Raw genomic sequence first — 24,353 nt, 5'->3', positions numbered from 1 at the left:
CCGAAAGCGCCGTGCGGGCCGCATACGCGGCCCGCACGGCGCTTTCGGACAGCCACGGCCTAGCCCGGCGGGCCACCCGCCGCCGCCCGAAGGACCGCTTCCCGGTCCGGGATCGGGCCCACCGCACCGTGGCCGGTGGTCGTGAGCGCCGCGGCGACCACCGCGTAGCGCGCCGCCTCCAGCGGTGAGTCGCCGTCGAGCAGTCGGGCGGCGAACGCGCCGTCGAACGTGTCACCGGCGCCGGTCGCGTCGGTGGGCACGACCCGGTGGGCCGGCACATGGGTGGTGCGGCCTCCCTCGCCGAGCAGGACGCCGTCGGCGCCCATCTTCAGGGCGACGATCGCGGGTCCGCGCGCCGCGAACGCCGCGAGTACGTCGGCGGGTTCACTTGCGCCGGTGAGAAGTCGGCCCTCCTGAAGATTGGGCAGGACGATGTCGGCCAGTTCGGCGCTGCGCATGACGATGGCGCGGGCGCGGGCCGCCGGCCACAGGGCGGGCCGGTGGTTGGGGTCGTACGAGACGAGCGTGGAGTGCGCGCGGGCGATCTCCATGGCGTGGAAGGCCGCGTCGCAGGCGGACGGGCCGATGGCCTGCGTGATGCCGCTGATGTGCAGCAGCCGGGCGGCGGCCACCGCCTCCCCCGGTACGTCCGGGGGAGACAGGCGGCTCGCCGGTGACCCGGCACGGCGGTAGGTGAAGGCGTGCTTCCCGTCGCCGTGCCGGGTGATGAAGTAGATGCCGGTCGCGCCGCCCGGTTCGGTGACGACATGGGTGGTGTCGACGCCCTCCCGGTGCCACAACTCGGCCAGCGCCTGGCCGAAGGCGTCGTCGCCGACGCGGGTGACGTAGCCGGTGCTCGCGCCCGAACGGCGGGCGGCGATCGCCATGTTGGAGGTGTCGCCGCCGAAACCTACGTGGAAGGCGGCGGCGTTCTCCAGCGTTCCCTCGGCGGCGGCGTTGAATTCGAGCAGCGGCTCCCCCATGGAGAGCACGGCGGGGTCGGTGGCCGGCATCGCGTCAGATCCGGTTGTACTTGGCGAGGCCGTCGCGCAGCGATCCCGACGACAGGATGAGCGCGGTCTGTTCCTTCTCGCGGTTCTCGATGTCCACCGCGGTGGCGAGGACTTCGTCGACGAGCGCTCGCGGTACCCGGACGACACCGTCGCGGTCGGCGACGATCAGATCCCCCGGGCGTACGGTCACTCCGCCGAGGACGACGGGCTCGTTGAGCGAGACGGTGCGGTAGCGCCCCAGGGTGGTGGCCGGGACCGCGTGGCGGGCGTACACGGGGAAGTCGGGGAAGTCCCTGCGGATCTCGGTGACATCGCGCACCCCGCCGTCCAGGACACAGCCCGCCAGTTTCCTGGCGACGGCGCCCGCCGTCATCAGCCCGCCCCAGACGGCCACGTCGGCGGCGCCCGCGTCGATGCACACCACGCTGCCGGCCGGGGAGTCGTCTATGGCGGCCAGCGCGTGCACCGGCGGTTCCAGCTCGGGGTCCGGCACCTCACGTACCGTCACCGCCGGTCCCGCCAGCGTCCGCGCGCCCGGTGCGACCTGGTGGACCGCTCCTTCGAGGTAACCGCGGACGCCGTGCTGTTCGACGGCGTCCGCGACGGACGCGGTGGCGAGGGACCGGTAGGCGTCGAGGGTCGCCTCGGGGTAGCTGGTCATAGGGGTTTCTCCAGTCTCTTTCCCGGGTTCCGGGGTGCGGGTTCCGGGGGAACAAGGGGCGGGAACGGACGGCTCGAAGGCCCCGACCGTCAGGCGGGGCTCTTGGGCGCGGTGGGCACGCCCTTCACGGCCTTCGCCGGCTCGGTGCCGAGCGGCACGACGTGCTTCATGACGACGCCGTATACGAGGGCGCCGAGGAGTGACACGCTCGCGGCGACGGCGAGGGGTACGAAGTACGAGCCGCCGAAGGCGTCGAGGAGGACGCCCACCACCACCGGGCTGAGCGCTCCGGCGGTGTTGGAGGCGAAGCCCTGGATACCGGCGAGCGAGCCGACGTTGGCCGGGGTCGGCGCGACGTCGGCGGGCAGTGCCCACAGGCTGGACGCGGCGAAGCAGAGCGACGCCTGGGAGACGGCGAGCAGCGCGAGCGCGAGGTAGGCGCTCTCCACGACTCCGGCGAGCACGATCACCGAGGAGAGGATCAGCCCGATGACGATGGGGAATTTGCGGGCGTAGGTGACGGTGTGGCCCTGGTTGATCAGCCGGGTCTGCACCCAGCCGCCGAGCCACTGGGCGGGCATCGACACCAGTGCCGGGATCATGCCGAAGAAGCCGAGCTTGAGCAGGTCGAAGTCCCGCTCGTCCACCAGGTACGAGGGGAACCAGGTGATGAAGAAGTACAGCACGAAGGACAGACAGAAGAAGCCCAGGACCATGCCCCACACCGTGCGGTAGCGGAACAGCTCCTTCCAGGGCATGGCGGGCACCGTCGAGTCGGCGACCTTGGCGCCGCCCTCCCTGATGTACGCGCGCTCCTCGGCGCTCAGCTTCGGGTGCTCGTCGGGGTCGCGGTAGTACTTCAGCCAGAAGGCGGTGAAGAGGAGGCCGACGACTCCGGCGGCCACGAACGAGCCGCGCCAGCCGAGCCAGGCGATCACCACGGTGGTGACGGGCAGCGCGAAGGCGGTGCCCGCCCGGCCGCCGCTGTCGAAGATCGAGGCGGCCATGCCGCGCTCACGCACCGGGAACCAGCGCGCGACGATCTGTGAACTCGACGGGTACGCGGGCGACTCGACGGCTCCGAGCAGCAGGCGTACGAACAGCAGCACCAGGAATCCGGTGACCGCGCCGACGAACATGGTGGCGATCGACCAGGCGGCGACGGCGAAGGCCATCATCCGGCGCGGTCCGTAGCGGTCGACCAGCCAGCCGGCGCCGGGGAGGAACGCCGCGTACGTCCAGAAGAACGCGCCGAGCAACAGCCCGGTCGCGGTCTTGGAGAGATCCAGGTCCTCGGTGATGTAGGGCAGGGCCACGCCGAGATTGGCGCGGTCCATGTAGTTGATCGTGACGGCCCCGAAGGCCAGCCAGATCATCGTCCATCTGACGCGTCCCGCAGGTGTGCCCGGGACTGGTGGGGATACGGTCATGAATGCTCCTCGAACGTGCGTCGTCCGTGCACGTGAGCAGTGGCAGGAGTCATGGGTCGCCGGGCGGGAGGTGGGGACTCCGCGTTGATCCGGTAGTGGCGTGAGCGTATGAGCCCGTTGTCCCCGGCGTGAAGGGCGAGTTGCACATACGGGTATTCGGAAAACGGATTGCGGCTCATTCGCTTCGGTGGCCGGACCTTGTTGCCCGCTTCTCGCTCGCGTACAGCAAGAGGCATGCTGCGACCAGAAGTTCGTCTCGAATGGTTTGTCTCATTCCTCGGTGTCATCGACACGGGGAGTTTCAGTGCCGCCGCCGAGGCGGTTCACCGCTCCCAGCCGCGGGTGAGCATGCATGTGGCGGCGCTGGAGCGGGAGGCCGGTGTGCCGCTGTTCGACCGGAGCAAGCGGCCGGTGCGGCTGACGGAGGCCGGGGAGGTGCTGGCCGGTCACGCGCGCGCGATTCTGTACCGGCTGGGGACGGCCGAGGAGGCGATGGCCACGCGCCGCGACTCGGCCCGGGGGGTGGTGACGCTGGGGAGCTATCCGAGCGCGAGTGCCGCGTTCGTGCCCGGTCTGCTGGAGCATCTGGCGGTGAGCCGGCCGGCGATCAAGGTGGTGCTTGTCGAACGGTCCACGCTGGAGCTGGACTCGGCGCTGTCGCACGGTGAAATAGACATCTACCTGCGGCCCATGGCGCCGCCGGTCGGTGACACGGTGCGGCTGCGGGCGCTGTGGCAGGAGTCCCTGGCGGTCGTCCTGCCGCTGGGTCACCCGCTGGACGAGCTGCCCGATCCGCTTCCGGTGGCGGCCGTCGCGGCGTATCCGCTGATCACCATCGGGCGGCTCGGCTCACCGGACGTGCCCGGTTTCGAGACGTACAAGGTCTTCCGTGAGCAGGGTTTCGAGCCGGAGGCCGTACAGGCGACGAACCAGCCGCAGACGCTCGTCTCGCTCGTCCGCAGCAGGCTCGGGGTGGGGGTGACCAACCATCTCGCGGTCTCGACGGCGGACACCAGGGACGTGACGGTACGGCGTCTGGACGCCCCGTGCGGGCGCCGGGTGGCGGTGCACTGGGACGCGAACCGGCCGCTGATTCCGGCGGCGCGTACGCTGTTGCGAGAAATCCTCGAAGCGCCCGTTCCGCCCGGTACACAGCGCCTGTCGTAATCCGCGAGCCCCTGCCGGGGTAATTCGGATTCCGGTGGTGCGGCATTCGGAAAACGAATGGCGTGCGTACGGCGGAGGTCGCGGCGAAAGAGGTGCGAAAGACGTGCGGAATGGGCGTTTACGTGAGATTGGGCCGGCGCTCCGGCGGTCGGCCGGTGATTTCACCGGCCGACCGCGGATTTCACCGGCCCGCTCTCGCGGCGCGTTCGCTGCCCGCGTCCTCGCTCCACGGCCACTGGGGCATGGGCAGCTTCCCGACGACCTCGCGCACGGCCTCGACGGCGGGTGAGACGACCGGTCCGGCGCGCCACCAGGCGGCGACGGCGCGTTCGCACTGCGGGTCGGAGATCGGGACGAGCGTCACGCCCTCGGTGTTGGCCGTGGTCATGGCGAGGCTGTTGGTGACGCCGACGCCAAGTCCGTGGCGGACCAGGGAGATCAGGGTCTGGGGCTGGTTCGTGCGGGCCGCGATGACCGGGTTGAGCCCGGCGTTGGCGAAGGCGAGGTTGGTCTCGTACTGACGGGCCTGGCCCTCGCCGCTCTCACCGATGCTGATCACCGGGAGCATCGCGGTCTGCGCGAGGCGTACGGAGCCGTTGCGCGCCAGCGGGTGGTCCGCGCGGAAGACGGCGACGAGGGGTTCGCGCCACAGCACCCGACTGGCCACCAGGTCGGAGTTGATGAGCGGATGAAGGGGGCGTATCGCGAGATCCAGGTCGCCACTGACGAGATCGGTGCCGAGCGCGATGCTGGGTCCTTCGCGCAGCACGAGCCGCACTTGGGGATGGGTGACCCGCAGGGCTCGTACGGCGAGCGGATAGAGGTACGAGGCCGCGCTCGGGTACGCCCCGAGCCTGACCTGTCCGGAAATCGTCCCTCCGGTGAGATCGCCCAGGACGTTGAGCCGGCGCAGGATCTCCTCGGCGTGCGGCAGCAGCCCGCGGCCCTCGGGGGTGAGGACCGCGGGCTGTACGGAGCGGTCGAGCAGCCGGGTGCCGAGCAGCCGTTCCAGCTCGGCGACATGGCTGCTGACCCTGGGTTGTGAGCGGTAGAGGGCCTTCGCCGCGGCGGAGAATCCGCCGTGGTGGGCCACGGCCACGAAGCTGGCGATCCAGTCGATCCGGTAGTGGTAGACGCTCCCGATGTCCATGAGTCCCCGTCCTTTTCACCTAGGTCGTCACCTAGGTGAGGGAGCCTACCGGGCAGGTCACGGGGGGTATGGCGGGTTTCCTCAGCGAATGAACCGATTCACGTAGTCGGCGCCGAGGCCATTTTCCGTGTAGTGGGCACGACACATGTCGATCTTGGTGAAGGTGTCCTCGTAGCCGGTCTGGATCCCGTTGTCGTCGACGTAGGCCATCGCTCCGGTGATGTTGAAGAACGTGATCATCTCGTCGCAGTCCTCCGGGACGGCGAGGGTGTGGATCTCGCCCGGGGGCTCGTAGACGAAGTGTCCGGCCTCGGCGACCCAGTCGTGCTCGTGGTAGTGCCACTTGCCCTTGATGACGTAACCGAAGACGACTCCGGGGTGGCGGTGGCGGGAAACGATCCCCGCCGCGGTGACCTTGAGCAGATTGCACCACTGGCCGGTGACGGTGTTGAACATCAGCGGCCGGAACCATACGTCGGGGGCCTGGGGCACCCAGATCCGGTCGTCGTCGGGCAGGGCGGCGACGGCGATCTCCTCCGGCACCATGGTGGACAGCGGGATGACGGGGCCTCGGGGGTCGGTCATGGTTCTCTCCTCTCGGGTAGTGGGGGGTCAGGCGGCGAGATAGCCGCCGTCCACCGGGAGCACGGCTCCCGTGACGAAGCGCGCGTCCTGGCCGCAGAGGAAGGTCACGGCGCCGGCGACGTCCGCCGGTTCGCCCCAACGCCCCATCGGGGTACGCCCGATGATCCGCCGGGCCGCTTCGTCGTCGGCCTGGAGTTCCGCCGTCAGGGCCGTCCGGATCCAGCCCGGCGCGACGGCGTTGACACGGATGCCGTCCGCGGCCCAGGCGACGGCGAGCGCCTTGGTGAGCTGGGTGACGCCGCCCTTGCTGGCCGTGTAGGCGGGCACCTTGGGGCCGCCGAAGAAGCTCAGCATGGAGGCGACGTTGACGATGCAGCCGCCCGAGCGGCGCAGCAGGTCGTACGAGGCGACGCAGGCGCGCATGGTGCCGGTGAGGTTGACATCGAGGACGCGGGCGAAGACCTCGGGGTCGTACTCACCGCCCCGGACGATCACGCCGGCCGCGTTGACGAGGACGTCGAGCCGTTCGACGCCGCCGAGGAAGTCCTCGAGATCCCGGGCGCGGGTCAGGTCGATCTCGACGCGGCTGACCGTGTCGGGCAGTCGTCCGGCCGCTCCGGCGGCGTCGAGCCCGGCGGCGATCACCCGGGCGCCGGTGGCGGCGAAGCGCTCGGCGACGGCCGCGCCGATGCCGCTGGTGCCGCCGGTGACGACGACCGTGCGCCGCTCGCGGTGTCGCTCGTCGTGCCGTCCGTCGTCATCGACGGGCTCCGCAAGGTGGTCCTCGCTCACTGCCATCCCCTTCGCACGCAAACACGACGCTACGGATCCGATTCCAACAGCCTTGGCGGCACGGGGCCTTCGATCATGCGGGACGAGGATGACCCCCATTCGATTACGGCGGCACGCGTCCGCCCGCCCCCGGCCGGCCCGCACACGCGAACCGCCCCGGACACCGTCGGAAGACGGTGGCCGGGGCGGTCGGCGGGTACGAACGTGTCAGCCTCGGTACTGCGCCAGTACGCGGGTGAAGTCCCACGCCGCCTGGCTCACACCGGAGCAGGTGTCGGCCCCGCCACCGGTGCAGGGCCGGTCACGGTTGACCGACCAGAAGGTCAGCCGGGCGAGATGGCGCTGCTGCGCGTAGGCGAGGATCGTGCGGAAGTCGGCGACGGTGATGGTCTCGCCGACGTCCGTGACACCGTTCATCGACGAGATGCCGGTCTTGCGGTACGCCTCGTCGTCGCCGTAGCCGTAGGCGTTCTTGACAGCGGTCTTCAGACCCTCCGCCGCCCGGACGGACAGCGTGCCCATGTTCTGGCCGTTGCCGCCGAAGTTGAACGGCATGATCGTCCAACTGTCCACCGTGAGACCGGAGGAGGCCGCGCGGTTGATCAGGCTGGTGTCGGGGCCGTTCTGGCCGGTGCCGAAGGTGATGTAGATCTTGATGCCGGGGTTGTTGGCCCGGATCGTCTTGAGCGCGTCCACGGTGCGCTGCTGGACGGTGGGGCTGTCGTAGGCGGCGGCCTCGATGTCGATGTCGATCGCCTTCAGGCCGTACGCGTTGATGACCTTCTGGTACGCGGCGGCCAGCTCACCCGCGCTGCCGCAGGAGCTCTCCAGTTTGTTGCCGCTCCACCCTCCGAAGGAGGGGATGACGTCGCCGCCGCCCGCGCGGACGGTGTTGACGGTCTGCTGGTCCACTCCCCCGGTCAGCGGCCGGCCGCCGTCCCACTGCGGGTTGCAGTAGCCGTTGCTGAGGACGAAGGCGAGCGTGAACCACTTCACGCCGGTCGCGTTCTGGACGGTGGTGGGGCTGGGCGGGCTGCCCCAGCCGTTGTAGATGTACGGCGCGACGGCCATCGGCGCGCCGCCGGGGTCCGGGTCGCTACCGCCGGAGGGCGCGGTCCACTTCTGGTTCGCGGCGCCGGTACAGGTCCACAGTTGGAGCCTGGTGCCGTTGGCGGAGCTGTTGCCGGTGGCGTCCAGGCACTTGTTCGCCTGGGTGTTGACGATGTCGCGGGCCGCCGAGACGGTCCACTTCTGGTTGGCGGCGCCCGTACACGACCAGAGCTGGAGGACGGAGCCGTTCGCCGTGCCGGCGTCCTTGACGTCAAGACACTTGCCCAGCGCGCGGATCGTACCGTCCGAGGCGACGTCCCACTGCTGGGCGCCGGTGCCGTTGCAGTCGTAGAGCTGTACGGCGGCACCGTCGGCCGAGCTGCCACCGGCCACGTCGACGCACTTGCCGCCGAGACCGGTGATGGTCCCCACGGCGGCGACGGCCGCGGTCGCGGGCGTCACGCTCATGGTCGAGGCGACGGCCACGAGGGGCATGGCCAGCAGGGCGAGGGGTCTGAGGTGCTTCCAGGGATTGAACGAGGCGGTCATACGAGGTCACCGTCCACTTCTGGTGGGGCGGCTCACCGGGTCCGCCCGGTGGCCGGTTCGCCCCCGGGGTGCCGGACAGGCGCGGCAACGCGCTGCCCGGCACCCGGGAACGGAGCACTGAGCCCGTCCGGCACATGGGACTTGAGACGTGGAGACAGACGGGAGTCCTAGGGGGTGTCTTGCCGATCTTGCCGGGCTCGCGATCCGTGGCACGCACACTCGCCGCGTTGTCGTCGGTCGGCATGGCTCCGCCATGCCTCCCTCCTCCGCCTTGCGATCGGACGCACCAGACCCCGCTCCCTGATCCGGCCTGATCGACAAGACACCCCCTAGGACTTGTCCGGCCGATCATGTGACTGGTTCATGTCCGGGTCGTTGGTGTGGGCATGGGGCGGGGTGATCTGAGTGATGCCGAGTGGGAACGGCTGCGGCCGTTCCTGCCAGTCAGCAACGGGCGTTGTGGCAGGTGGCGGGGACCATCGGCAGGTGATCGACGGGATCCTGCACCGGGTCCGGACCGGTGTTCAGTGGCGTGACCTGCCCGAACGGTTCGGCCCGTGGAAGACCGTCTACGAACGGCACCGGCTGTGGTCGGGCGACGGGACGTGGGAGCGTCTGCTCCAGCATGTCCAGGCCGCCGCGGATGCGGCGGGTGAGATCGACTGGGACATCTCGGTCGACTCCACCATCGTGCGGGCTCATCAGCACGCGGCCGGCGCCCGCACCGACCCGCCGCCGGCACCCGCCTCAAAGGGGGGCGACGGTCCAGAACACCAGGGCGAAACCGCCTGGCAGAGTCTGCACGCCCGCCTGGTGGAGGTGGTGCGGGAGGTGAGGGCCTGGGCCGCTCACGCGGCGGGTTCACCACCAAGCTCCACCTGAGCGCAGACGGCCGCTGCCGCCCGCTGTCCCTGATCGTCACACCAGGTCAGGGAGCGGACTGCACCCAGTTCAAGCCGGTCCTGGAGAAGATCCGCATCCCGAAGACCGGGCCTGGCAGGCCCCGCAAGACGCCTGACAGCGTCGCGGCCGACAAGGCTTACAGCAACGGGCCGTGCCGCGAATACCTGAGGCGTCGCGGTATCCGGCACACAATCCCGGAGAAGACCGACAGCCAGGCCGCCCGCCTGCGCAAAGGCTCACGCGGCGGACGGCCACCGGGCTTCGACGAAGACCGGTACAGGAAACGCAACACCGTCGAACGGGCCATCAACCGCCTCAAGCAGCACCGGGCGGTCGCCACCCGCTACGACAAACGCCGCTACGTCTACCTCGGCACCGCAACCGCCGCAGCCCTCACCATCTGGCTCCGAACATGATCGACCGGACACCCCCTAGCCGCTGACGCGTACGTAGTCGACGACGAGTTGTTGCGGGAAGACCGTGCTGCCGTCGGGGTCGCCGGGCCAGTAGCCGCCGACCGCGAGGTTGAGGATCAGGAAGAACGGCTTGTTGAACACCCACTGGCGGCCACCGAGATCGGCGGGCGTACGGGTCTGGTAGACGTTGCCGTCGACGGACCACGTGATGGAGTTGGGCGACCAGTCGACCGCGAAGGTGTGGAACTTGTCCGCGAACGCCTCACCGTTCGGCAGGCTGTAGCCCGCGCCGATACCGCCCTCGCCGGAGTAGCCGGGGCCGTGGAGCGTGCCATGGACGGTGCCGGGCTCGAAGCCGACGTTCTCCATGACGTCGATCTCGCCGCTGTTGGGCCAGCCGACCTGGCCGATGTCGCTGCCGAGCGCCCAGAACGCGGGCCAGATGCCCTGGCCGCGCGGGATCTTCATACGGGCCTCGACGCGGCCGTACGCGGAGTCGAACCTGCCCGAGGTGTTCAGCCGGGACGAGGTGTACTCACATGTGCCGTACCAGCACTGGTAGTTGCCGGGGTTCTCCTTGCGGGCGGTGATGACGAGATTGCCCTGCCCGTCGAGTTGGGCGTTGTTGTTCCCGGACGTGTAGTACTGCCGCTCATGGTTGTTGACGTTGTCGCCGGTCTCGATCTGCCACTTGCCTCCGTCGACGCCGGCTCCGGCCGGGCCGTCGAAGTTGTCTTCGAACTTGATGGCTGCGGGTGCCGCGGCGGAGTGGGGGTCCGGTGCGGCGAAGGCTCCGGCGGGCACGGCGGCCACGGCTCCGGAGGCACACACAAGTGCGAGGGTGTACAGCGCCGTACGGCGCCGCCAGTCCTTGAACACGGTCACGGTCATCACATCGCTTTGCGTGGGGGGCATGCGTATGACAGGTGCTGCTGAGAACCGCCGGCGGGACGAAGCGCCGCGGTGCTTATTTCAATGCTTGATTTAAGGCAGCCACAGGGAGTCCGTCAAGGAGTTGGTATGGACCAAAATTATCAGCAGTGTGTTTTCGGCCCACCCATGTGAACGCGCAGCGCGGCGCCCCCCAGGTCAACTCCCGGCACCGGCGGGATTCTTGACCTGCACATGATAGTCGCGGAGCATTCACCCCAGCGTCACAGATGCTGTGGAAGGCTCCTGCGGATACGTCACATCGGCATGACCGCCGCGCGCGCCGTCCCACCCTTCGGTTCTACGCGCGGTGATCTCCTGATCGAGAGGGCACCCCCATATGTCCCGTCGTCACCTTCCCGCCGTGCGGCCACTGCTGGCCCTGATCGCCGCCGCCGCGGTGCTGGCCGGCAGCGCCGCCGCCGCTCCCGCCGCCACACCCCCGGCAACCACCAAATTCGCCGCGCTGGACGACACGTACTACCAGGGCGCGATCGGCAAGACCGGGCCCGCGCTCAAGACCGCGCTGCACGGCATCATCAGCAGCCAGACGAAGCTCTCGTACAGCGCCGTCTGGGAGGCGCTCAAGGTCACCGACCAGGACCCGGCCAACTCCGCCAACGTCGTCCTCCTCTACAGCGGCGCCTCGCGCGCCAAGTCGAAGAACGGCGGCAACGTCGGTGACTGGAACCGCGAGCACGTATGGGCGCAGTCGCACGGCGACTTCGGTACGTCGCAGGGCCCCGGCACCGACATCCACCATCTGCGCCCGGAGGACGTACAGGTCAACGGCATCCGCGGCAACAAGGACTTCGACAACGGCGGCAGCCCGGTCAGCGGCGCCCCCGGGAACCTCACCGACAGCGACTCGTACGAGCCGCGTGACGCGGTCAAGGGCGATGTCGCCCGCATGATCCTCTACATGGCGGTCCGTTACGAGGGCAATGACGCCTTCGCCGACCTCGAGCCCAACGACCGCGTCAACAACGGCTCGGCCCCCTTGATGGGACGGCTGTCCGTGCTGAAGCAGTGGAACGACGAGGACCCGCCGGACGCGTTCGAGAAGCGCCGCAACGACGTCATATACAGCCAGTTCCAGCACAACCGCAACCCGTTCATCGACCACCCCGAATGGGCCGAGTCCATCTGGTGACACCGCCTGGTGGCACGGCGCGGCCTCCCCGGACGTGATCGGCCCGAGTGCTTGAGTGGGTGGCGTTAACTCCAAGCGCCCCCATCGGGGAATGCTGGTCGGAGCCCCCGGGCGGGGGATGATCGAATCCTCGCCCGGGGGCTTCGGCTTGCCCCGGGGCGCTCCGCAGACAACCCCACTGGAGGTCGTCCGTGACAGTTGTCTCGGCCACCGATGTCGTCACCGGCGCGCTGGTGGAGCTCCAGCGCCGGCTCGCCTCCCTGGACGAGGGCGAAGTCGCCTCGTACATCCCGCAGTTGGCCACCGCCGATCCGCATACCTTCGGTATCGCGCTGACCAGCATGGGCGGCAACCACTACGGGTCGGGCGGTGTCGACACGCCCTTCACCCTCCAGTCGGTGTCGAAGCCGTTCGTGTACGCGCTGGTCCTGGCCGAGCTGGGACTGGACGAGGTGACCCGCTGGGTGGGCACCGAGCCCAGCGGCGAGGCGTACAACGCGATCAGCCTGGAGCCGGGCACCGGACGGCCGGCGAACGCGATGATCAACGCCGGGGCGATCGTCACGACCGCGCTCGTACCGGGAGCGGACGAGGAGGAGCGGTTCGGGCGGATCCTCGACTGTCTGGGCCGGTTCGCCGGACGGCGACTGGACGTGGACGAGGCGGTCCGCGCGTCTGAGTCCGAGACCGGCGACCGCAACCGGGCCCTGACGTATCTGATGCACGGCGCCGGGTCGCTGCCCGGCGGGCCGAGCGGTGTGGAGACGTACTTCCGGCAGTGCTCGGTGCGCGTGACGACGGCCGATCTGGCGGTCATGGCCGCGACGCTGGCCAACGGCGGTGTCAATCCCTCGACCGGCGAGGCGGTGGTGCCCGAGCCGGTGGCCGTGCAGGTGCTGTCGCTCATGGCCTCCTGCGGGATGTACAACGCGTCGGGCGACTGGCTGCTACGGGTCGGACTCCCGGCGAAAAGCGGTGTGTCGGGCGGGCTGATCGCCGCCAGCCCCGCCCGGTTCGGCCTCGCGGTGCACAGCCCGCCGCTGGACGCCACGGGCACTCCGGTACGTGGCGTGGCCGTGCTGCGCGATCTGTCGGAGAGGTTCGGTCTGCACCTGATGCGCCGGTCCTCGCGCACCGCGCCGACCGTGACGCTGGCGGAGACCGCGCGGACCGCGCCCTCGAACCGGCCGCGCAGCGAGGCCGAACGCGAGGTGATCGAGCGCGCGGGCGACAACGTCGCGATCGTCGCCGCCCAGGGGGTCCTCGACTTCACGGAGGCGGAGCGGCTGCTGCACGAACTGGGCACCGTCGTCCCCGCGGAGCCCGGCTGGGTGGTGCTCGATCTGGAGGAGGTGTCGGAGATCCGGCCGTTCGCCGAAGGCATGCTGCGGGAGGCGCTGACCCGGCTCTCGGCGGCCGGGCACCAGGTGACGGTGGTCGGCGACCTGGCACCGCACGCCGAGGGGGCCACTGTCGGTGGCGACGAGGCGTGGCGGCAGGTGCCGTCCCGTGACCTGGCGGTGGGCCGGTGCGAGGACGCGCTGCTCTCGGCGGGCATCAACCGGCAGAAGGGGCCCGCCCGTTTCGACCGCGAAGGCGGGGAAGGCGGAGAAGGCGGAGAAAGCGGCGAGAGCGAGGGCGACGCCTGACGACAGGCGCGGCTGCGGGCGGAAGAACCCGCCGGTAACGGTAGGTCACTTGCCCAGCCTGTGGCATATGCCCGAAGCACCACCGGATCGAGTGTTGCCGAATCCCTTACGGCCCATAGCAGCCTGTGCAACAGTCGTAACGGTCCACCCTTCAGATCTGGCAGTGCCACGCCTGCATCGGAGTTCGAGATGCCGTCCCATCTGTTCGCGGACCGCCCCGCGCCGCAGCCGCCGGAGCGAGGCGTGGTGGAATCCCTCATCACACGCACCCGCAGCCTGCGCGGTGACGTGGACGCCGTGCGCAGGGACACCGTGGCGGACGATCACGACACGCGGTGGCGCTGGCAGCGCGCGCTCTGTGATCTGGCGGTCCACCAACTGGACGATCTGGGCGCCCATTTGGGACAGCTCAAGAACGGGCTGCCCGGCGGCGAGGCCGAATCGCCGTCCCACGCGGCGGCGGACGCCGGGGACGAGTCCGGTTCGCTGCTGAGCCGGGTCGGCACCGCCGAGTGGAATCTGCTCACCGACGGGGTCATCTGGTCCCCGGAGCTGTACGAGATCTTCGGCCGGCCGCCCGGGAAGGGTCCGATGACCCTGGACGAGCTGCCGTCCGTGATGGTCCCCGAGGACCAGAACCTGCTCCAGGCGCTGGTGACGGAGTGTCTTGTCGACGGCAAGCCCATCGACAGCGAGTTCCGCGTCATCAGGCCCGACCGGCGCGTGCGTACGCTGCACATGATGGGCGAGCCGGTGCTCGACTCCGACGGCTGCACCGCCTCCATGTGGGCGGTGCTGCGGGACGTCAGCGAATTACGCCGCAGTCAGCGCGCCGTCCACGAGTCGGGTGACACGCTCCGGCGCCGCGAGCGGACGGCCAGAAGCGAACAGCGGCTCGTGGTCGAGTTGCAGGAGGCCGTGCTGCCGTCGTGGCGCGGGTCCCTCCAGTCCCCGCAGAGCGAGCCGGGCGTCCTGGAGCTGGCGGGCCACTATCTGCCACCGGCGGGCGGCGCTCTGGTGGGCGGCGACTGGTTCGACGCGCTGAAGCTGCCCGACGGGAACACCCTGCTGACGGTCGGTGATCTGACGGGCCACGGGGTGACGGCCGCCTCCACGATGGCGATGCTCCTCGGAGCCCAGCGCGGGATGGCGGTGGCGGGCGTGCAACCGGGCGCGCTTATGGGCCATCTCAACCAGCTCCTGGACACGGCCGATCAGCCCGCGCTCGGCAGCGCCGTCTGCTGCCGGTATCGCCCGAAGACCCGCACCCTCGTCTGGGCGCAGGCGGGACACCCCGCCCCGCTGCTGTTCCGCGACGGGACGGGGCGCGCGCTGACCGAGCTGGACGGTGTCCTGCTCGGCGCGACATCGGGTGCCGCGTACGAACAGGCCGAGATCCAACTGCTGCCCGGTGATCTGCTGGTGCTGCACACCGGCAGGCTGACGGACCGGACCGGGGTGGACCGGCTCCTGGCGCTCGGGCCACGCCTGACCGGGGCACGTGACGCGCAGGACGGTGTCAGGACGGTCGTCGAGGAGTTCGGTGAGACCGGACGCGAGGACGACGCGTGTGTCCTGGTGGCCAGGATCGGCTAGATCTCCGAACTCCTCGGCTTCTTCGCGATGTTCGGCAGGACCGCGTCGATCTCCTCGCGCAGGTCCTGGACCCCCGCGTGCGTCCCGTACTGACCGGTGAGCCGGTACATCTCCCGCAGCCGGTCCCAGGTCCGGTGCGACGAGGTCTCCCTTATCGACACCAGTGCCAACCGCGCGTAGCGGTCGGCCTGTTCAGGATCGTCCGCGATGAAGCAGGCCGAGGCCAGGGAGAGATAGTCGAAGATCATCGACCGCTCACGGCCGTCCTGCCGCAGCTCGATCGCCTGCTTGGCATGCCGTTGCGCTATGGCCGCCGCCGCCGGTTCGTGATCGGCGAGAGTACGGAAGGCCAGTGCCTCCATGCCGTGCAGATCCGCCTCGTCGAACATCTGCATCCAACTCGGCGGTGGCACATCGCCCTTGTCCGAGACGAACAGGTCCTCCGCCTCGCCCAGGGTCCGGCGCATGGCCTGGCCGCGCCCCATCGACGCCTGTGCCCATGCCTCGATCGTGCAGAGCATCGCCCGGGTACGGGGCAGCACCTCGTCCCCGGAACCGGACTTGGCCAGCTTCATCAGATCCAGCGCCTCGTCCGGCCGGCCCAGATGAACCATCTGCCGGGCGGCCCTGGAGAGCGCTTCGCCCGCGCGCGGACGGTCGCCGCCCTCGCGCGCCGCGTGGGTGGCGATGACGAAGTACTTCTGGGCGGTGGGTTCGAGGCCGACGTCGTGCGACATCCAGCCGGCGAGCACCGCCAGGTTGGCAGCGACGCCCCACAGGCGCCTCTGGAGATGGGGAGGGTGACGGTACGACAGCATGCCGCCCACCTCGTTGAGCTGGCCCACCACCGCCTTGCGCTGGAGACCGCCGCCTCGGGCGGCGTCCCAGGCCCGGAACACGTCGACCGAGTGCTCGAGCGCGTCGATCTCCTGGGACCCGATGGGGGCGGCCTCGTAGCGGTCGTACCCGACGGGGTCGGCGTGCAGGGGATCGGCGCTGCGGGGAGCGTCGGCGGTCAGGGCGGGGTCGGTGTGCAGCCAGTCGTACATGGAACTGGTGAGTGCGGAGCCTGCGGTGAGCACGGCGCTCGCGCCCACCAAGCCGCGTCGGTTGAGCATGAGGTCCATTCCCGTGAATTCGGTGAGGACCGCAGCCGTCCGGTCGGGCGCCCAAGGCAGGGCGTCGGGGTTCAGTGCGCTCCCGGCGTCCCGTCGTCTCCCCGCGCGTCCGTGTCGTACGAACCCGAGGTCCTCGATGGTCACGACACGACCGAGCCGCTCGGTGAACAGAGACGCCATCACCCTCGGTACCGGATCGCGTGGGATCTCCCCCATGTCGATCCAGCGTCTGACCCGCGAGGTGTCGGTGGCCAGTTGGGGGTGGCCCAGGGCCGCCGCCTGTCTGTTCACCAGCCGCGCGAGTTCGCCTTTGGACCAGCCGGCGAGGCCGAACAGGTCCGACAGGCGGGTGTTGGGTTCTCCGGTCACGTCAAGCCCCCAGGTTCTCGGCTGAGTTGACAGTAACGGTCCGTCAGATGCCTGGCGACTATTCGCCAGGCTTCGCCAGGGTGCGCCAGATGGTGTGCCACCCGTGGCGGGGTGTCGTGTAGGAACGCGCCACCCCGGCCCGGCAGTCCGACACATTCCCCAGGGTGTGAAAGGACCGCCGGGGCGGGCGGCGCGGGTAATTCGTCGGTACACGAAGGGATCCGTTCGCCCATGTACACAGCGTCGTCGTACACAGCATCGTCCTCCGTGTCCGCCCCGTCCCGACAGCCGCGGCCCCCCGCGTCCGGCGGCGGACCGTATCTCGATCCCACCCACGCCGGCCGGGGCCGGCGGTGGACGGGGGCGGCCAACGGGCCGCTCGGCGGAAGGCTGGACCTGTCGGGCACGCAGGGCGCGCAGTTGCGGACGGCCATCGCCTCGGTGCACCGGATCTGTCCGGAGTTCAACCCCGTGCAGGTGCTGCGGCGCAGTGGCCGCTCGGTGCTGCTGGTCGGCACGACCGGGCGGACGACCGCGGTGGCCAAGTGTCTGCTGGACCGGTCGACCGCGTGGGCGGAGAGCTTCCAGCACGAGATAGCCACTTATCGCTCGTTCGTGCGCCACCGGCCGCCGGTGCGGGTGCCCCGGCTGATCGCCGCCGATCCCGACAACTGCACCCTGGTCGTCGAGCGGATGCCCGGAAGGGCCGCGGCCCTGTCGCGCCACCCGGTCGAGGCTCCCCCGCGCGCCGACGTACGGGCCGTGCTGGGCGCCGTGGTCCGGCTCAACACCTGGCGTCCGCCGGGCGACGTGTTCGGTCCCGGTCTCGACTACGCGCGCCGGATCACCCGCTACCACGAGCTGGGTCTGTTCACCGACCGGGATCTGGGGGATGTCCAGAAGCTGCTGCACGGGCTGGGGCGGGGGGGCCAGCGGCAGTTCTGCCACGGTGACGCGCTGCTGTCCAACATGCTCCTGTCGCCCGCCGGGCCGGTGCTCGTCGACTGGGAGCACGCGGGCTGGTATCTGCCGGGGTACGACCTGGCGACGCTGTGGATGGTGCTCGGCAACAACCAGGCGGCGCGTCAGCAGATCAACAAGCTGGCACGGGTCAGGGGTACGGCGGAGCGGGACGCCTTCCTGGTGAATCTGATGCTCGTGCTGACCGCGGAGATCCGTAAGTACGAGACGGCGGTGCAGCGCACCATGCGCGAGGCGCCCGCCGGCGGGGCGAACCAGCCCCAGTCGGGTACGGCGCCGACCGGCGAGGAGCAGCGGCTGCTGCTGCGGCGGCTGCACGACGACTGCGCCATGGCCCGGCGGGCGGTGCGGGCCGCGGTCGGCACGCGCTGATCGTGCCGCGGGGCAGAATGCGGGTGTCCTGGAGCGCCGGACGGGTTTGAAGCCCGTCCGGCGCCCGCGGTCACGAAACTACGGGCCGCTGAACTCCACCGTGTCCACGTCGAACGCGTTGTTCTGCGGTGACGTGAAGACGAGATAGAGCTTGTGCGTGCCGTCGTGGGCCTTCACCGGGACCGGATCGGTCGCCCGGTAGACGTCCCAGTCCCCGGTGTTGGGGATCGGGGTGGTGGCGAGCAGTTCACCGTCCGGGGCGCCGGCGCGCAGTTCGATCGCGCCGACTCCGTACGGTGAGGAGACCTGGTAGCTCACCGAGTCGATGCCCTCCACGCTCATCGGTTCGAAGGCCACCCAGTCGCCGTCGCTGATGTCGCCGATGCGTTTGCCGTTCGCGGCGCCCGACTGGTTGACCACGCGGGTGCCCGACTGGTCGTCGTAGTACTCGGCCTGCTTGAGCTTCGGTTGCAGGACGGAGCGCCCGTAGCCGGTCAGTGCCGGCGCCCCGGCGCCGCCACCGTCGGTGTACTTGGCGTTGAGTACGTAGGTGAGGTCGGCTCCCTCGGGATGGCCGCCCAGGTCGCCGGTGTCGACGGTGCCCTCGCAGCCGGCGATGTCGTTGGTCGGATGCTCGTGCTCGTCGTGGCCGAGCGCCGGGTTGAGGGTGACCTTGGAACAGTCGACGGTGCCGTCCTCGGGGTCGGTGACGGTGATCTTGTACGGGATCTTGTCGCCGAACTCGATGAGTTTGCCGTTGACGGGGATGTCGATGGTCACCTTCGGGGCCGTGTTGCCCGCGGTGATGGGCACGTTGGCGAAGCCGGACTTCCCGCTGGAGTCGGTGACCTTCAACTGGGCGCTGAATTCGCCTCCTTCGGTATAGGTGTGGGTGGCGTTCTCGTCGGTGGAGTCGTAGGTGCCGTCACCGTCGAAGTCCCATTCGAAGGTCAGCGCGTCACCGTCCGGGTCGGCGCTGCCCTCGCTGGAGAAGTCGACCTTGAGCGGCAGCGCCCCGTTGGTGACGGACGCCTTCGCCTTGGCGATCGGGCTGCGCCGTCCCTGGGCGTAGTCGACGCGGTAGAGGCCGGAGTCGTTGTTGCCGCCGCCGAACTCGCTGCCCCACTCCAGGACGTACAGCGATCCGTCGGGCCCGAACGTCATGTCCATGGGGCTCTTGAAGGCGACCGAGTCCATGAAGTCGTTGACCTTGAGGAGCTTTTCGTCCTGGTCGAAGCGGACTTCCTTGATGTAGTTGCGTGACCATTCGTAGAGGAAGCTCGCGCCGTCGAAGTACTCGGGGAACTTCGTCTCGGAGGGGTTGTCGGCGTCGTAGCGGTAGACGGGTCCGCCCATCGGGGCCGAGCCGCCCGCGCCCATCTCCGGGAACTTCTCGGACGTGCCGTAGCCGTACCAGAGTTCGGGCTGCTGGATGGGCGGCAGCTTCGTCAGTCCGGTGTTGTTGGGCGAGGGGTTGGTGGGGTTGGCGCAGTCGAACTTCGCGCCGATCTCGCCGGTGTCCGGGTTGTAGGGCGCGTACGGCTGGTTGTCGCCGTGGCAGAACGGCCAGCCGAAGTTCGCGGGCTTCTTGACGACGTTGTACTCGACCAGACCCTCGGGGCCGCGGTCGGTGGTGGGCAGTCCGCGGTCGGGGCCGTAGTCGGCGAGGTGGACGTAGCCGGTCTCCTGGTCGACGGTGAAGCGGAACGGGTTGCGGAAGCCCATCGCGTAGATCTCGGGCCGGGTCTTGGCCGTGCCCTTGGCGAAGAGGTTGCCCTTGGGGATCGTGTAGCCGCCGCTCTTCTTCGGCTTGATCCTCAGCAGCTTGCCGCGCAGGTCGTTGGTGTTGCCCGCGGTGCGCGCGGCGTCGAGCATCTGCTTGCCCGCGCGCCAGTCGATCGGCGCGTAGCCCTGCCAGTTCGGGTCGAGGTTGGGCGGTACGTCGTCGCCGACGCCGAGGTACAGGGTGCCGTCGGGGCCGAACTCGACGGCGCCGCCGGTGTGTCCGGGTTCGGTGAAGGTACGGGAGCGGTAGGCCGGGACGTCGAGGAGTTTCTTCTCGCTCTTCAGATCGAGGGTGTTGCCCTTGAGGGTGAAGCGGGAGAGCCGGTTGACGTCCTTGGTCTCGGCGGCCGGCGCGTAGTAGAGATAGACCCAGTTGTTCTTCGCGAAGTCCGGGTCCAGCTCCATGCCGACCAGGCCGTCCTCGCCGCCGGTGTAGACGTCGAGCTTGCCCGCGGTGACGGTGGAGTGGGAGGCGGGGTCGAAGATCTTCAGTTCGCCGTTGCGCTGGGCGTAGATCGCGCGGCCGTCCTCGGCGACGTCCAGCTCCATCGGGTCGGCGGTGTTGTCGTCGAGGGTGACTTTCTCGTACGCGCCCCAGTCGGTGCCGCCGCAGTCGCCCGGCTCGTCGCCGGCCGCCCACTTCAGCCCGCCGACGACATGCTCGCGGAACGCCTCTTCGTCGTACGCGGGTGTGTCATGGCCCATGGCGGTGGCCCAGACCTTGCCGCCCTCGGTGTTGCGGCACCAGGAGATGGGGTGGTCGGCGCCCATGGCGTCGGGGCCGGGGTTGTAGGTCGTCTCGTCGGCGGTGACCAGGACATGGACGTCACCGCGCGGGTTCTCGTCGAAGTTGTACCACTCCTCGGGGCGCTCCCAGCGCTCGGGGAGTCCCTTGGTGGAGGGGTGGACCTGGTCGGCGACCTTGGCCGTGCCCTGGAGCACGCCGGGCGAGTGGGTGGGCATGTGGGCGCCGCCGTTGATGGTCTCGTCCCACCAGGGGAACGCCTCCTCGACGCCCATGTCCAGGGTGTTGTGGATGGCGACGATGCCCTTGCCGCCCTGTACGAACGTCTGCATGGCCTGGCGCTGGGCCTCGGTGTCCCAGACCATGCCGGAGTTCTGGAGCATGACGATCGCGTCGTACTGCGCGAGGTTGTCGTCGCTGAAGACGGTGGGGTCGTCGCTCTGGACGATCTCGAATCCGTTGTCGGCGGCCTCCTCCTCGAACATCTTGATGCCGTTGGGGATGGACCCGTGGACATAGCCGACGGCGCGGGTGAACAGGAGCGCCTTGAAGGCCGGTTCTTCCTTCTCGGCGGCTCCGGCGCCGGTGGGCAGGGCGGTCAGGGCGAGCAGCAGGGCGCCGACGACGGCGACGAGCCCTCTTCGGATCGCTCTCCCACGAGCCCTACCGTCACGTATTCTGTCATGCACATGCCATTTCATGGTCAATCCTCTCTGCGGGGACAGGATCGGTCGGTCAGTCGGTCGGTTCTCAGGGCCTGGCGGCCATGACCCGGCGCAGGAACGCCAGCCCGTCGGTGGCCAGTTCGTCCTGGCTGGGTGCGAGCGGGCGCCAGACGGAGGCGGCGACCGCGATCGCGTCGTTGTGCGCGGTGAAGGACTCGATACACAGCGGCCCCCGGTAGCCGGCGTGCGTGAGCGCGGTCAGGAAGCCGGTCCAGTCGAGGTGGTCGGCACCGGGCGCACCGCGGTCGTTGGCACACACCTGGACATGGACGACGCGGCTGCCCGCCTCCCGTACGGCGCCGGGCAGGGAGCGCTCCTCGATGTTCTGGTGGTAGACGTCGAGCGCGATGCCGATGGCCGCCGGGTCCAGGCCGTCCATGGCGTCGAGGCACTGGGCGACGGTGTTGAGCAGACTCGTCTCGTAACGATTCAGCGGCTCGACGGCGATCGTCACCCCCGCCTCCCGCGCGTGCGCCACGACCGGCGCGATGTGCTCGCGCCATTCGGCCCACGCCGCCGCCCGTTCGGTGTCCGTCATGCGCCAGGAGCGCCCGACGGCCGTGTAGACGGGACCGGCCACGACGGGCGACCCGATCGCGTGGGCCGCGTCGACGCAGCGCCGCAGATAGTCCCGCGTGGCGCGCACGGTCGCCGGGTCGGTGGCCACGAGATCACGGCCGGGCGGCATGACGGCGACGACCGCCGCCGGGGCGAGCCCGGTCGCGTCCAGCAGCTTCGACGCGGCGGCGGGCTCCCAGTCGTCGGCCTGCTCCAGCGGGAGTTCGACGCAGTCGAAGCCCCAGGCGGCGAGCCGTGGCAGCGTCTTCGCGAGGGCGTCGCCGTCGACCGGTGAGTGCCAGATCCACGGGTTGGCGCCCAGGGGGTGCGGGGTCGTCACTTGCCGCCCCAGTCCTTCGGGAATCCGGGCATCGACTCACAGCCGCACATCGCGTAGTGCAGCGGCGGCATACCGGGCTTCAGGTAGTCGTCGAGGTTGTCCTGGGTGATGGTGGGCTGCGGAAGCTTCCACTCCTTGGGCACGTCCTCGCCCTTGAGGATGTCCAGCGCGGCGATGACGGGCGTACGCCACTGGAACGTCGGGTACGCGGGGGCGATCGCCGTGAGGTCCTTGTCCTGCCACGCCTGGAGGAAGTCCTGCTGGTCCTCGCCGGTGATGGGCGGTACGTCCTTGCCCGCGTCCTCGAACGCCTCGACGGCGGCGACAGCCGTGGCGCCGGAGTCCATCCACACACCGTCGATGTCGCCGTGCCGGGTCAGCGCGTCGGTGACGATCGACTTGGCCTTCGCCGGGTCGCCGTCGGTGAACTTCACGTCCACGACGTCCAGTTCACTCTTGTCGAAGGCGACCTTCGCGGCCGACCAGCGGGTCTCCAGGACGTCCACGCCGGGCGAGATGCGCAGCGCGAGGATCTTGCCCTTCGGTTTCACCTTCTCCACGAGGAAGTCGGCCGCCACCGCGCCGTACGCGTAACCGCCGATCGGGTTGACGAAGGTGACCGCGCAGTCGGTCTCCACACCCCGGTCGAAGACGATGACGGGCACCTTGCCGCACGCCTGCTTCACGGCGGGGGTCAGGGTGGCCGTGGTGTTCGGCGAGACGATCAGCGCGTCGCAGTCGCGTCCGGACAGCTCCTGGATGTCGGAGATCTGCTTGTCGTCCTTGCCCTGGGCGTCCAGGACGGTGAACTTGGTGATCTCCTTGTGCAGTTTCACCTCGGCCCGCATGTTCTTCAGCCCCACCTGGCGCCAGGGGTTGAAGACACCCGCGTTGGAGAAGCACAGCTCGATCCCGCCGGGGTCGGCCCTCTTGTACTGGGAGGTGTCGACCATCTCCGGGTTGAGCATCTGCTCCCAGGGCTTGCCGTCCGGCCCTTCGGGCGTCTGGTCGGCGAGCGCCAACTGCCGGTCGTACTCCGCCTGTTCGAAGAAGGTGGACTGCTTCCCGGTGCCCGGGTCCGCCGTTTCCGAGCCGCCCGAGGCCCCCGGGGGCGACTCGGGTGGCGCGTCGCTCGTACAGGAGGCGAGGAGTACGGCGCCGAGCAGCGCGGCGCCCGAGGCGAGGGCGCGTCGGCGAAGGTGCCGGATGACGGTCATGAGGGTGTTCCTCCCGTGGGGTGCGTACCGGTGGGGTGCGTACGGTCCGGTGACGTGGGTGGCATGGGTGGCGTGGGTGGCGTGGGACCTGGCGGGCCGCTGCCCGGTGACGTACGGCGGCGGCGCAGCCGGGACCAGTCAGCGGCTCCGAGACCGACCGCGGCGATGACGATGACACCCTGGACGGTGGACTCCAGGGCTCCGGAGACACCCTGGAGGTTGAGCAGGGTGAACAGCGCCTGGAGCGAGAAGGCGCCGGCCATGGCGGCGACCACCGAGCCCCGGCCGCCGCCGAGGACCACACCGCCGAGGACGACGGCGGTGATGGCCTCGAACTCGTAGCCCCGGCCCGCCTGCGCGGAGACCCCGGAGAAGCCGCCGACGAGGACGGCGGCGAGCGCGGCGGCGGCGCCGGACAGGATGAAGGCGACGGTCCGCACCCGGATCACCCGCACACCGGAGAGCGCGGCGGCGCGGTCGCTGTCGCCGGTGGCGACGAGCGTCCGGCCGAAGTCGGAGCGTGTCACGAGGACGGCGACGGTGCCGGCGAGAAGACACGCGACGACCGCCCAGGGCAGCCAGCCGAAGGCGGTGCCACGGCCCAACTGGCGGAAGGCGGTGGGCAGTACGCCCTGCGGTGAGCCGCCGGTCCAGAAGAAGACGGCGCCTTCGAGGATGAGCATCATGCCCAGGGTGGTGATGAAGGACGGCACCCGCAGGACGGTGGTGATCAGCCCGCTCACCAGCCCGGCCAGAGCGCCCGCGAGAAGCAGGACGGCGGTGATCACCAGCCAGTGGGCGTCGGGGAAGGAGCCGTACAGCTCGGCCGCGACGACCACGCCCGCGGTGACGATCGCGCCGACGGACAGGTCGAACTCGCCGCTGACGATGACCAGATACTGCCCGGCGGCCAGGATCACCAGGGGCGCCGCGCGTTTGACGAAGGAGAGGAAGCTGTCGGGCTCGTAGAAGCCGGGGTCGGTGATCAGCAGCGCGAGGAGCAGTACGGCGAGGAGTACGTAGACGGGGATGCCGGTGCCGAGCGCGCGGACGAGGCGCTTGCCGGGTGAGGCCGTGGGGGCTTTCCCGGTCACGGACG

At 69.8% G+C, this 24,353-nt stretch carries 18 protein-coding genes and 1 pseudogene; 6 read left to right on the top strand and 13 right to left on the bottom strand.

All coding sequences use genetic code 11. The annotated features are described in order from the left end of the window. Positions 1–59 precede the first annotated feature (59 nt). The 3 genes from OG329_RS38280 to OG329_RS38270 form a co-directional block, all read right to left on the bottom strand. A complete protein-coding gene (locus OG329_RS38280; protein WP_405801406.1) occupies positions 60–1,013 on the bottom strand; it encodes a sugar kinase in 954 nt (317 codons plus the stop codon). 4 nt (positions 1,014–1,017) lie between these two features. After that, on the bottom strand, positions 1,018–1,674 hold the full coding sequence (locus OG329_RS38275; RefSeq protein WP_405801405.1) for an RraA family protein: 657 nt from the start codon (positions 1,672–1,674) through the stop codon (positions 1,018–1,020). 89 nt (positions 1,675–1,763) lie between these two features. Then, positions 1,764–3,104 (bottom strand): MFS transporter, encoded by a 1,341-nt coding sequence (locus OG329_RS38270; RefSeq protein WP_405801404.1) that lies wholly within the window; start codon positions 3,102–3,104, stop codon positions 1,764–1,766. A gap of 234 nt (positions 3,105–3,338) precedes the next feature. Here OG329_RS38270 and OG329_RS38265 point away from each other — a divergent pair, with 234 nt between their 5' ends. Further along, on the top strand, positions 3,339–4,271 hold the full coding sequence (locus OG329_RS38265) for a LysR family transcriptional regulator (RefSeq protein WP_405801403.1): 933 nt from the start codon (positions 3,339–3,341) through the stop codon (positions 4,269–4,271). 181 nt (positions 4,272–4,452) lie between these two features. Here the strand turns inward: OG329_RS38265 and OG329_RS38260 are convergent, their stop codons facing one another. From OG329_RS38260 to OG329_RS38245, 4 genes are all read right to left on the bottom strand, one after another. Further along, positions 4,453–5,421, bottom strand: coding sequence for a LysR family transcriptional regulator (locus OG329_RS38260; protein ID WP_405801402.1), 969 nt, complete (start codon positions 5,419–5,421; stop codon positions 4,453–4,455). Between the two features lie 81 nt (positions 5,422–5,502). Then, positions 5,503–6,006, bottom strand: a complete 504-nt coding sequence (locus OG329_RS38255) for a 2,4'-dihydroxyacetophenone dioxygenase family protein (RefSeq protein ID WP_405801400.1) — start codon at positions 6,004–6,006, stop codon at positions 5,503–5,505. Between the two features lie 27 nt (positions 6,007–6,033). Beyond that, on the bottom strand, positions 6,034–6,798 hold the full coding sequence (locus OG329_RS38250) for an SDR family NAD(P)-dependent oxidoreductase (RefSeq protein ID WP_405801398.1): 765 nt from the start codon (positions 6,796–6,798) through the stop codon (positions 6,034–6,036). A gap of 207 nt (positions 6,799–7,005) precedes the next feature. Then, positions 7,006–8,343 carry a ricin-type beta-trefoil lectin domain protein gene (locus OG329_RS38245; protein WP_405802226.1) on the bottom strand — a complete coding sequence of 446 codons (1,338 nt, stop codon included), beginning with the start codon at positions 8,341–8,343 and terminating at the stop codon, positions 7,006–7,008. A gap of 440 nt (positions 8,344–8,783) precedes the next feature. Between OG329_RS38245 and OG329_RS38240 the strand changes: the two are divergent. Beyond that, a pseudogene (locus tag OG329_RS38240) lies at positions 8,784–9,716 on the top strand (IS5 family transposase). Positions 9,717–9,731: 15 nt separating this feature from the next. On the opposite strand, the gene OG329_RS38235 reads toward OG329_RS38240, so the two are convergent. Beyond that, complete coding sequence (locus OG329_RS38235; protein WP_405801396.1) at positions 9,732–10,607, bottom strand: family 16 glycosylhydrolase; 876 nt, start codon at positions 10,605–10,607, stop codon at positions 9,732–9,734. A 379-nt stretch (positions 10,608–10,986) separates the two neighbouring features. Between OG329_RS38235 and OG329_RS38230 the strand changes: the two genes are divergently transcribed. From OG329_RS38230 to OG329_RS38220, 3 genes are all read left to right on the top strand, one after another. After that, positions 10,987–11,799 carry an endonuclease I family protein gene (locus OG329_RS38230; RefSeq protein WP_405801395.1) on the top strand — a complete coding sequence of 271 codons (813 nt, stop codon included), beginning with the start codon at positions 10,987–10,989 and terminating at the stop codon, positions 11,797–11,799. Between the two features lie 191 nt (positions 11,800–11,990). Then, positions 11,991–13,448, top strand: coding sequence for a glutaminase A (glsA, locus tag OG329_RS38225; protein WP_405801393.1), 1,458 nt, complete (start codon positions 11,991–11,993; stop codon positions 13,446–13,448). Positions 13,449–13,637: 189 nt separating this feature from the next. Beyond that, positions 13,638–15,044: a PP2C family protein-serine/threonine phosphatase gene (locus OG329_RS38220; protein WP_405801391.1), complete on the top strand. Its 1,407-nt coding sequence runs from the start codon at positions 13,638–13,640 to the stop codon at positions 15,042–15,044. Here OG329_RS38220 and OG329_RS38215 read toward each other — a convergent pair. After that, a complete protein-coding gene (locus OG329_RS38215) occupies positions 15,041–16,531 on the bottom strand; it encodes a hypothetical protein (RefSeq protein WP_405801389.1) in 1,491 nt (496 codons plus the stop codon). The two genes, OG329_RS38220 and OG329_RS38215, sit on opposite strands and share 4 nt — an antisense overlap. A 231-nt stretch (positions 16,532–16,762) precedes the next feature. Here OG329_RS38215 and OG329_RS38210 point away from each other — a divergent pair, with 231 nt between their 5' ends. Continuing rightward, a complete protein-coding gene (locus tag OG329_RS38210; protein ID WP_405801388.1) occupies positions 16,763–17,884 on the top strand; it encodes an aminoglycoside phosphotransferase family protein in 1,122 nt (373 codons plus the stop codon). A 78-nt stretch (positions 17,885–17,962) separates the two neighbouring features. On the opposite strand, the gene OG329_RS38205 is transcribed toward OG329_RS38210, so the two are convergent. The 4 genes from OG329_RS38205 to OG329_RS38190 all read right to left on the bottom strand — a co-directional run bounded on the left by OG329_RS38205 (position 17,963) and on the right by OG329_RS38190 (position 24,348). Further along, positions 17,963–21,091 (bottom strand): ThuA domain-containing protein, encoded by a 3,129-nt coding sequence (locus tag OG329_RS38205; RefSeq protein ID WP_405802224.1) that lies wholly within the window; start codon positions 21,089–21,091, stop codon positions 17,963–17,965. Between the two features lie 73 nt (positions 21,092–21,164). Next, the gene (locus OG329_RS38200) at positions 21,165–22,037 is read right to left on the bottom strand and encodes a sugar phosphate isomerase/epimerase family protein (protein WP_405801386.1); all 873 of its coding nucleotides are present in this window, start codon (positions 22,035–22,037) and stop codon (positions 21,165–21,167) included. Further along, positions 22,034–23,254: an ABC transporter substrate-binding protein gene (locus OG329_RS38195; protein WP_405801384.1), complete on the bottom strand. Its 1,221-nt coding sequence runs from the start codon at positions 23,252–23,254 to the stop codon at positions 22,034–22,036. The genes OG329_RS38200 and OG329_RS38195 overlap by 4 nt, the downstream gene beginning before the upstream one ends. Continuing rightward, a complete protein-coding gene (locus OG329_RS38190) occupies positions 23,251–24,348 on the bottom strand; it encodes an ABC transporter permease (RefSeq protein WP_405802223.1) in 1,098 nt (365 codons plus the stop codon). Before OG329_RS38190 ends, OG329_RS38195 begins: the two co-directional genes overlap by 4 nt. Between the last annotated feature and the right edge of the window lie 5 nt (positions 24,349–24,353).

This window comes from Streptomyces sp. NBC_01506 (genome assembly GCF_045040295.1).
Lineage (GTDB): Bacteria > Actinomycetota > Actinomycetes > Streptomycetales > Streptomycetaceae > Streptomyces.
The sequence above is the reverse complement of the archived record's forward strand: the minus strand, read 5'-3'. Positions and strand labels throughout refer to the sequence as shown.

Coding starts and splice junctions, on each gene's coding strand:
- OG329_RS38280 (WP_405801406.1), bottom strand. CDS start 1,013: ATGCCGGCCACCGACCCCGCCGTGCTCTCCATGGGGGAGCCGCTGCTC.
- OG329_RS38275 (WP_405801405.1), bottom strand. CDS start 1,674: ATGACCAGCTACCCCGAGGCGACCCTCGACGCCTACCGGTCCCTCGCC.
- OG329_RS38270 (WP_405801404.1), bottom strand. CDS start 3,104: ATGACCGTATCCCCACCAGTCCCGGGCACACCTGCGGGACGCGTCAGA.
- OG329_RS38265 (WP_405801403.1), top strand. CDS start 3,339: ATGCTGCGACCAGAAGTTCGTCTCGAATGGTTTGTCTCATTCCTCGGT.
- OG329_RS38260 (WP_405801402.1), bottom strand. CDS start 5,421: ATGGACATCGGGAGCGTCTACCACTACCGGATCGACTGGATCGCCAGC.
- OG329_RS38255 (WP_405801400.1), bottom strand. CDS start 6,006: ATGACCGACCCCCGAGGCCCCGTCATCCCGCTGTCCACCATGGTGCCG.
- OG329_RS38245 (WP_405802226.1), bottom strand. CDS start 8,343: ATGCCCCTCGTGGCCGTCGCCTCGACCATGAGCGTGACGCCCGCGACC.
- OG329_RS38235 (WP_405801396.1), bottom strand. CDS start 10,607: ATGACCGTGACCGTGTTCAAGGACTGGCGGCGCCGTACGGCGCTGTAC.
- OG329_RS38230 (WP_405801395.1), top strand. CDS start 10,987: ATGTCCCGTCGTCACCTTCCCGCCGTGCGGCCACTGCTGGCCCTGATC.
- OG329_RS38220 (WP_405801391.1), top strand. CDS start 13,638: ATGCCGTCCCATCTGTTCGCGGACCGCCCCGCGCCGCAGCCGCCGGAG.
- OG329_RS38210 (WP_405801388.1), top strand. CDS start 16,763: ATGTACACAGCGTCGTCGTACACAGCATCGTCCTCCGTGTCCGCCCCG.
- OG329_RS38195 (WP_405801384.1), bottom strand. CDS start 23,254: ATGACCGTCATCCGGCACCTTCGCCGACGCGCCCTCGCCTCGGGCGCC.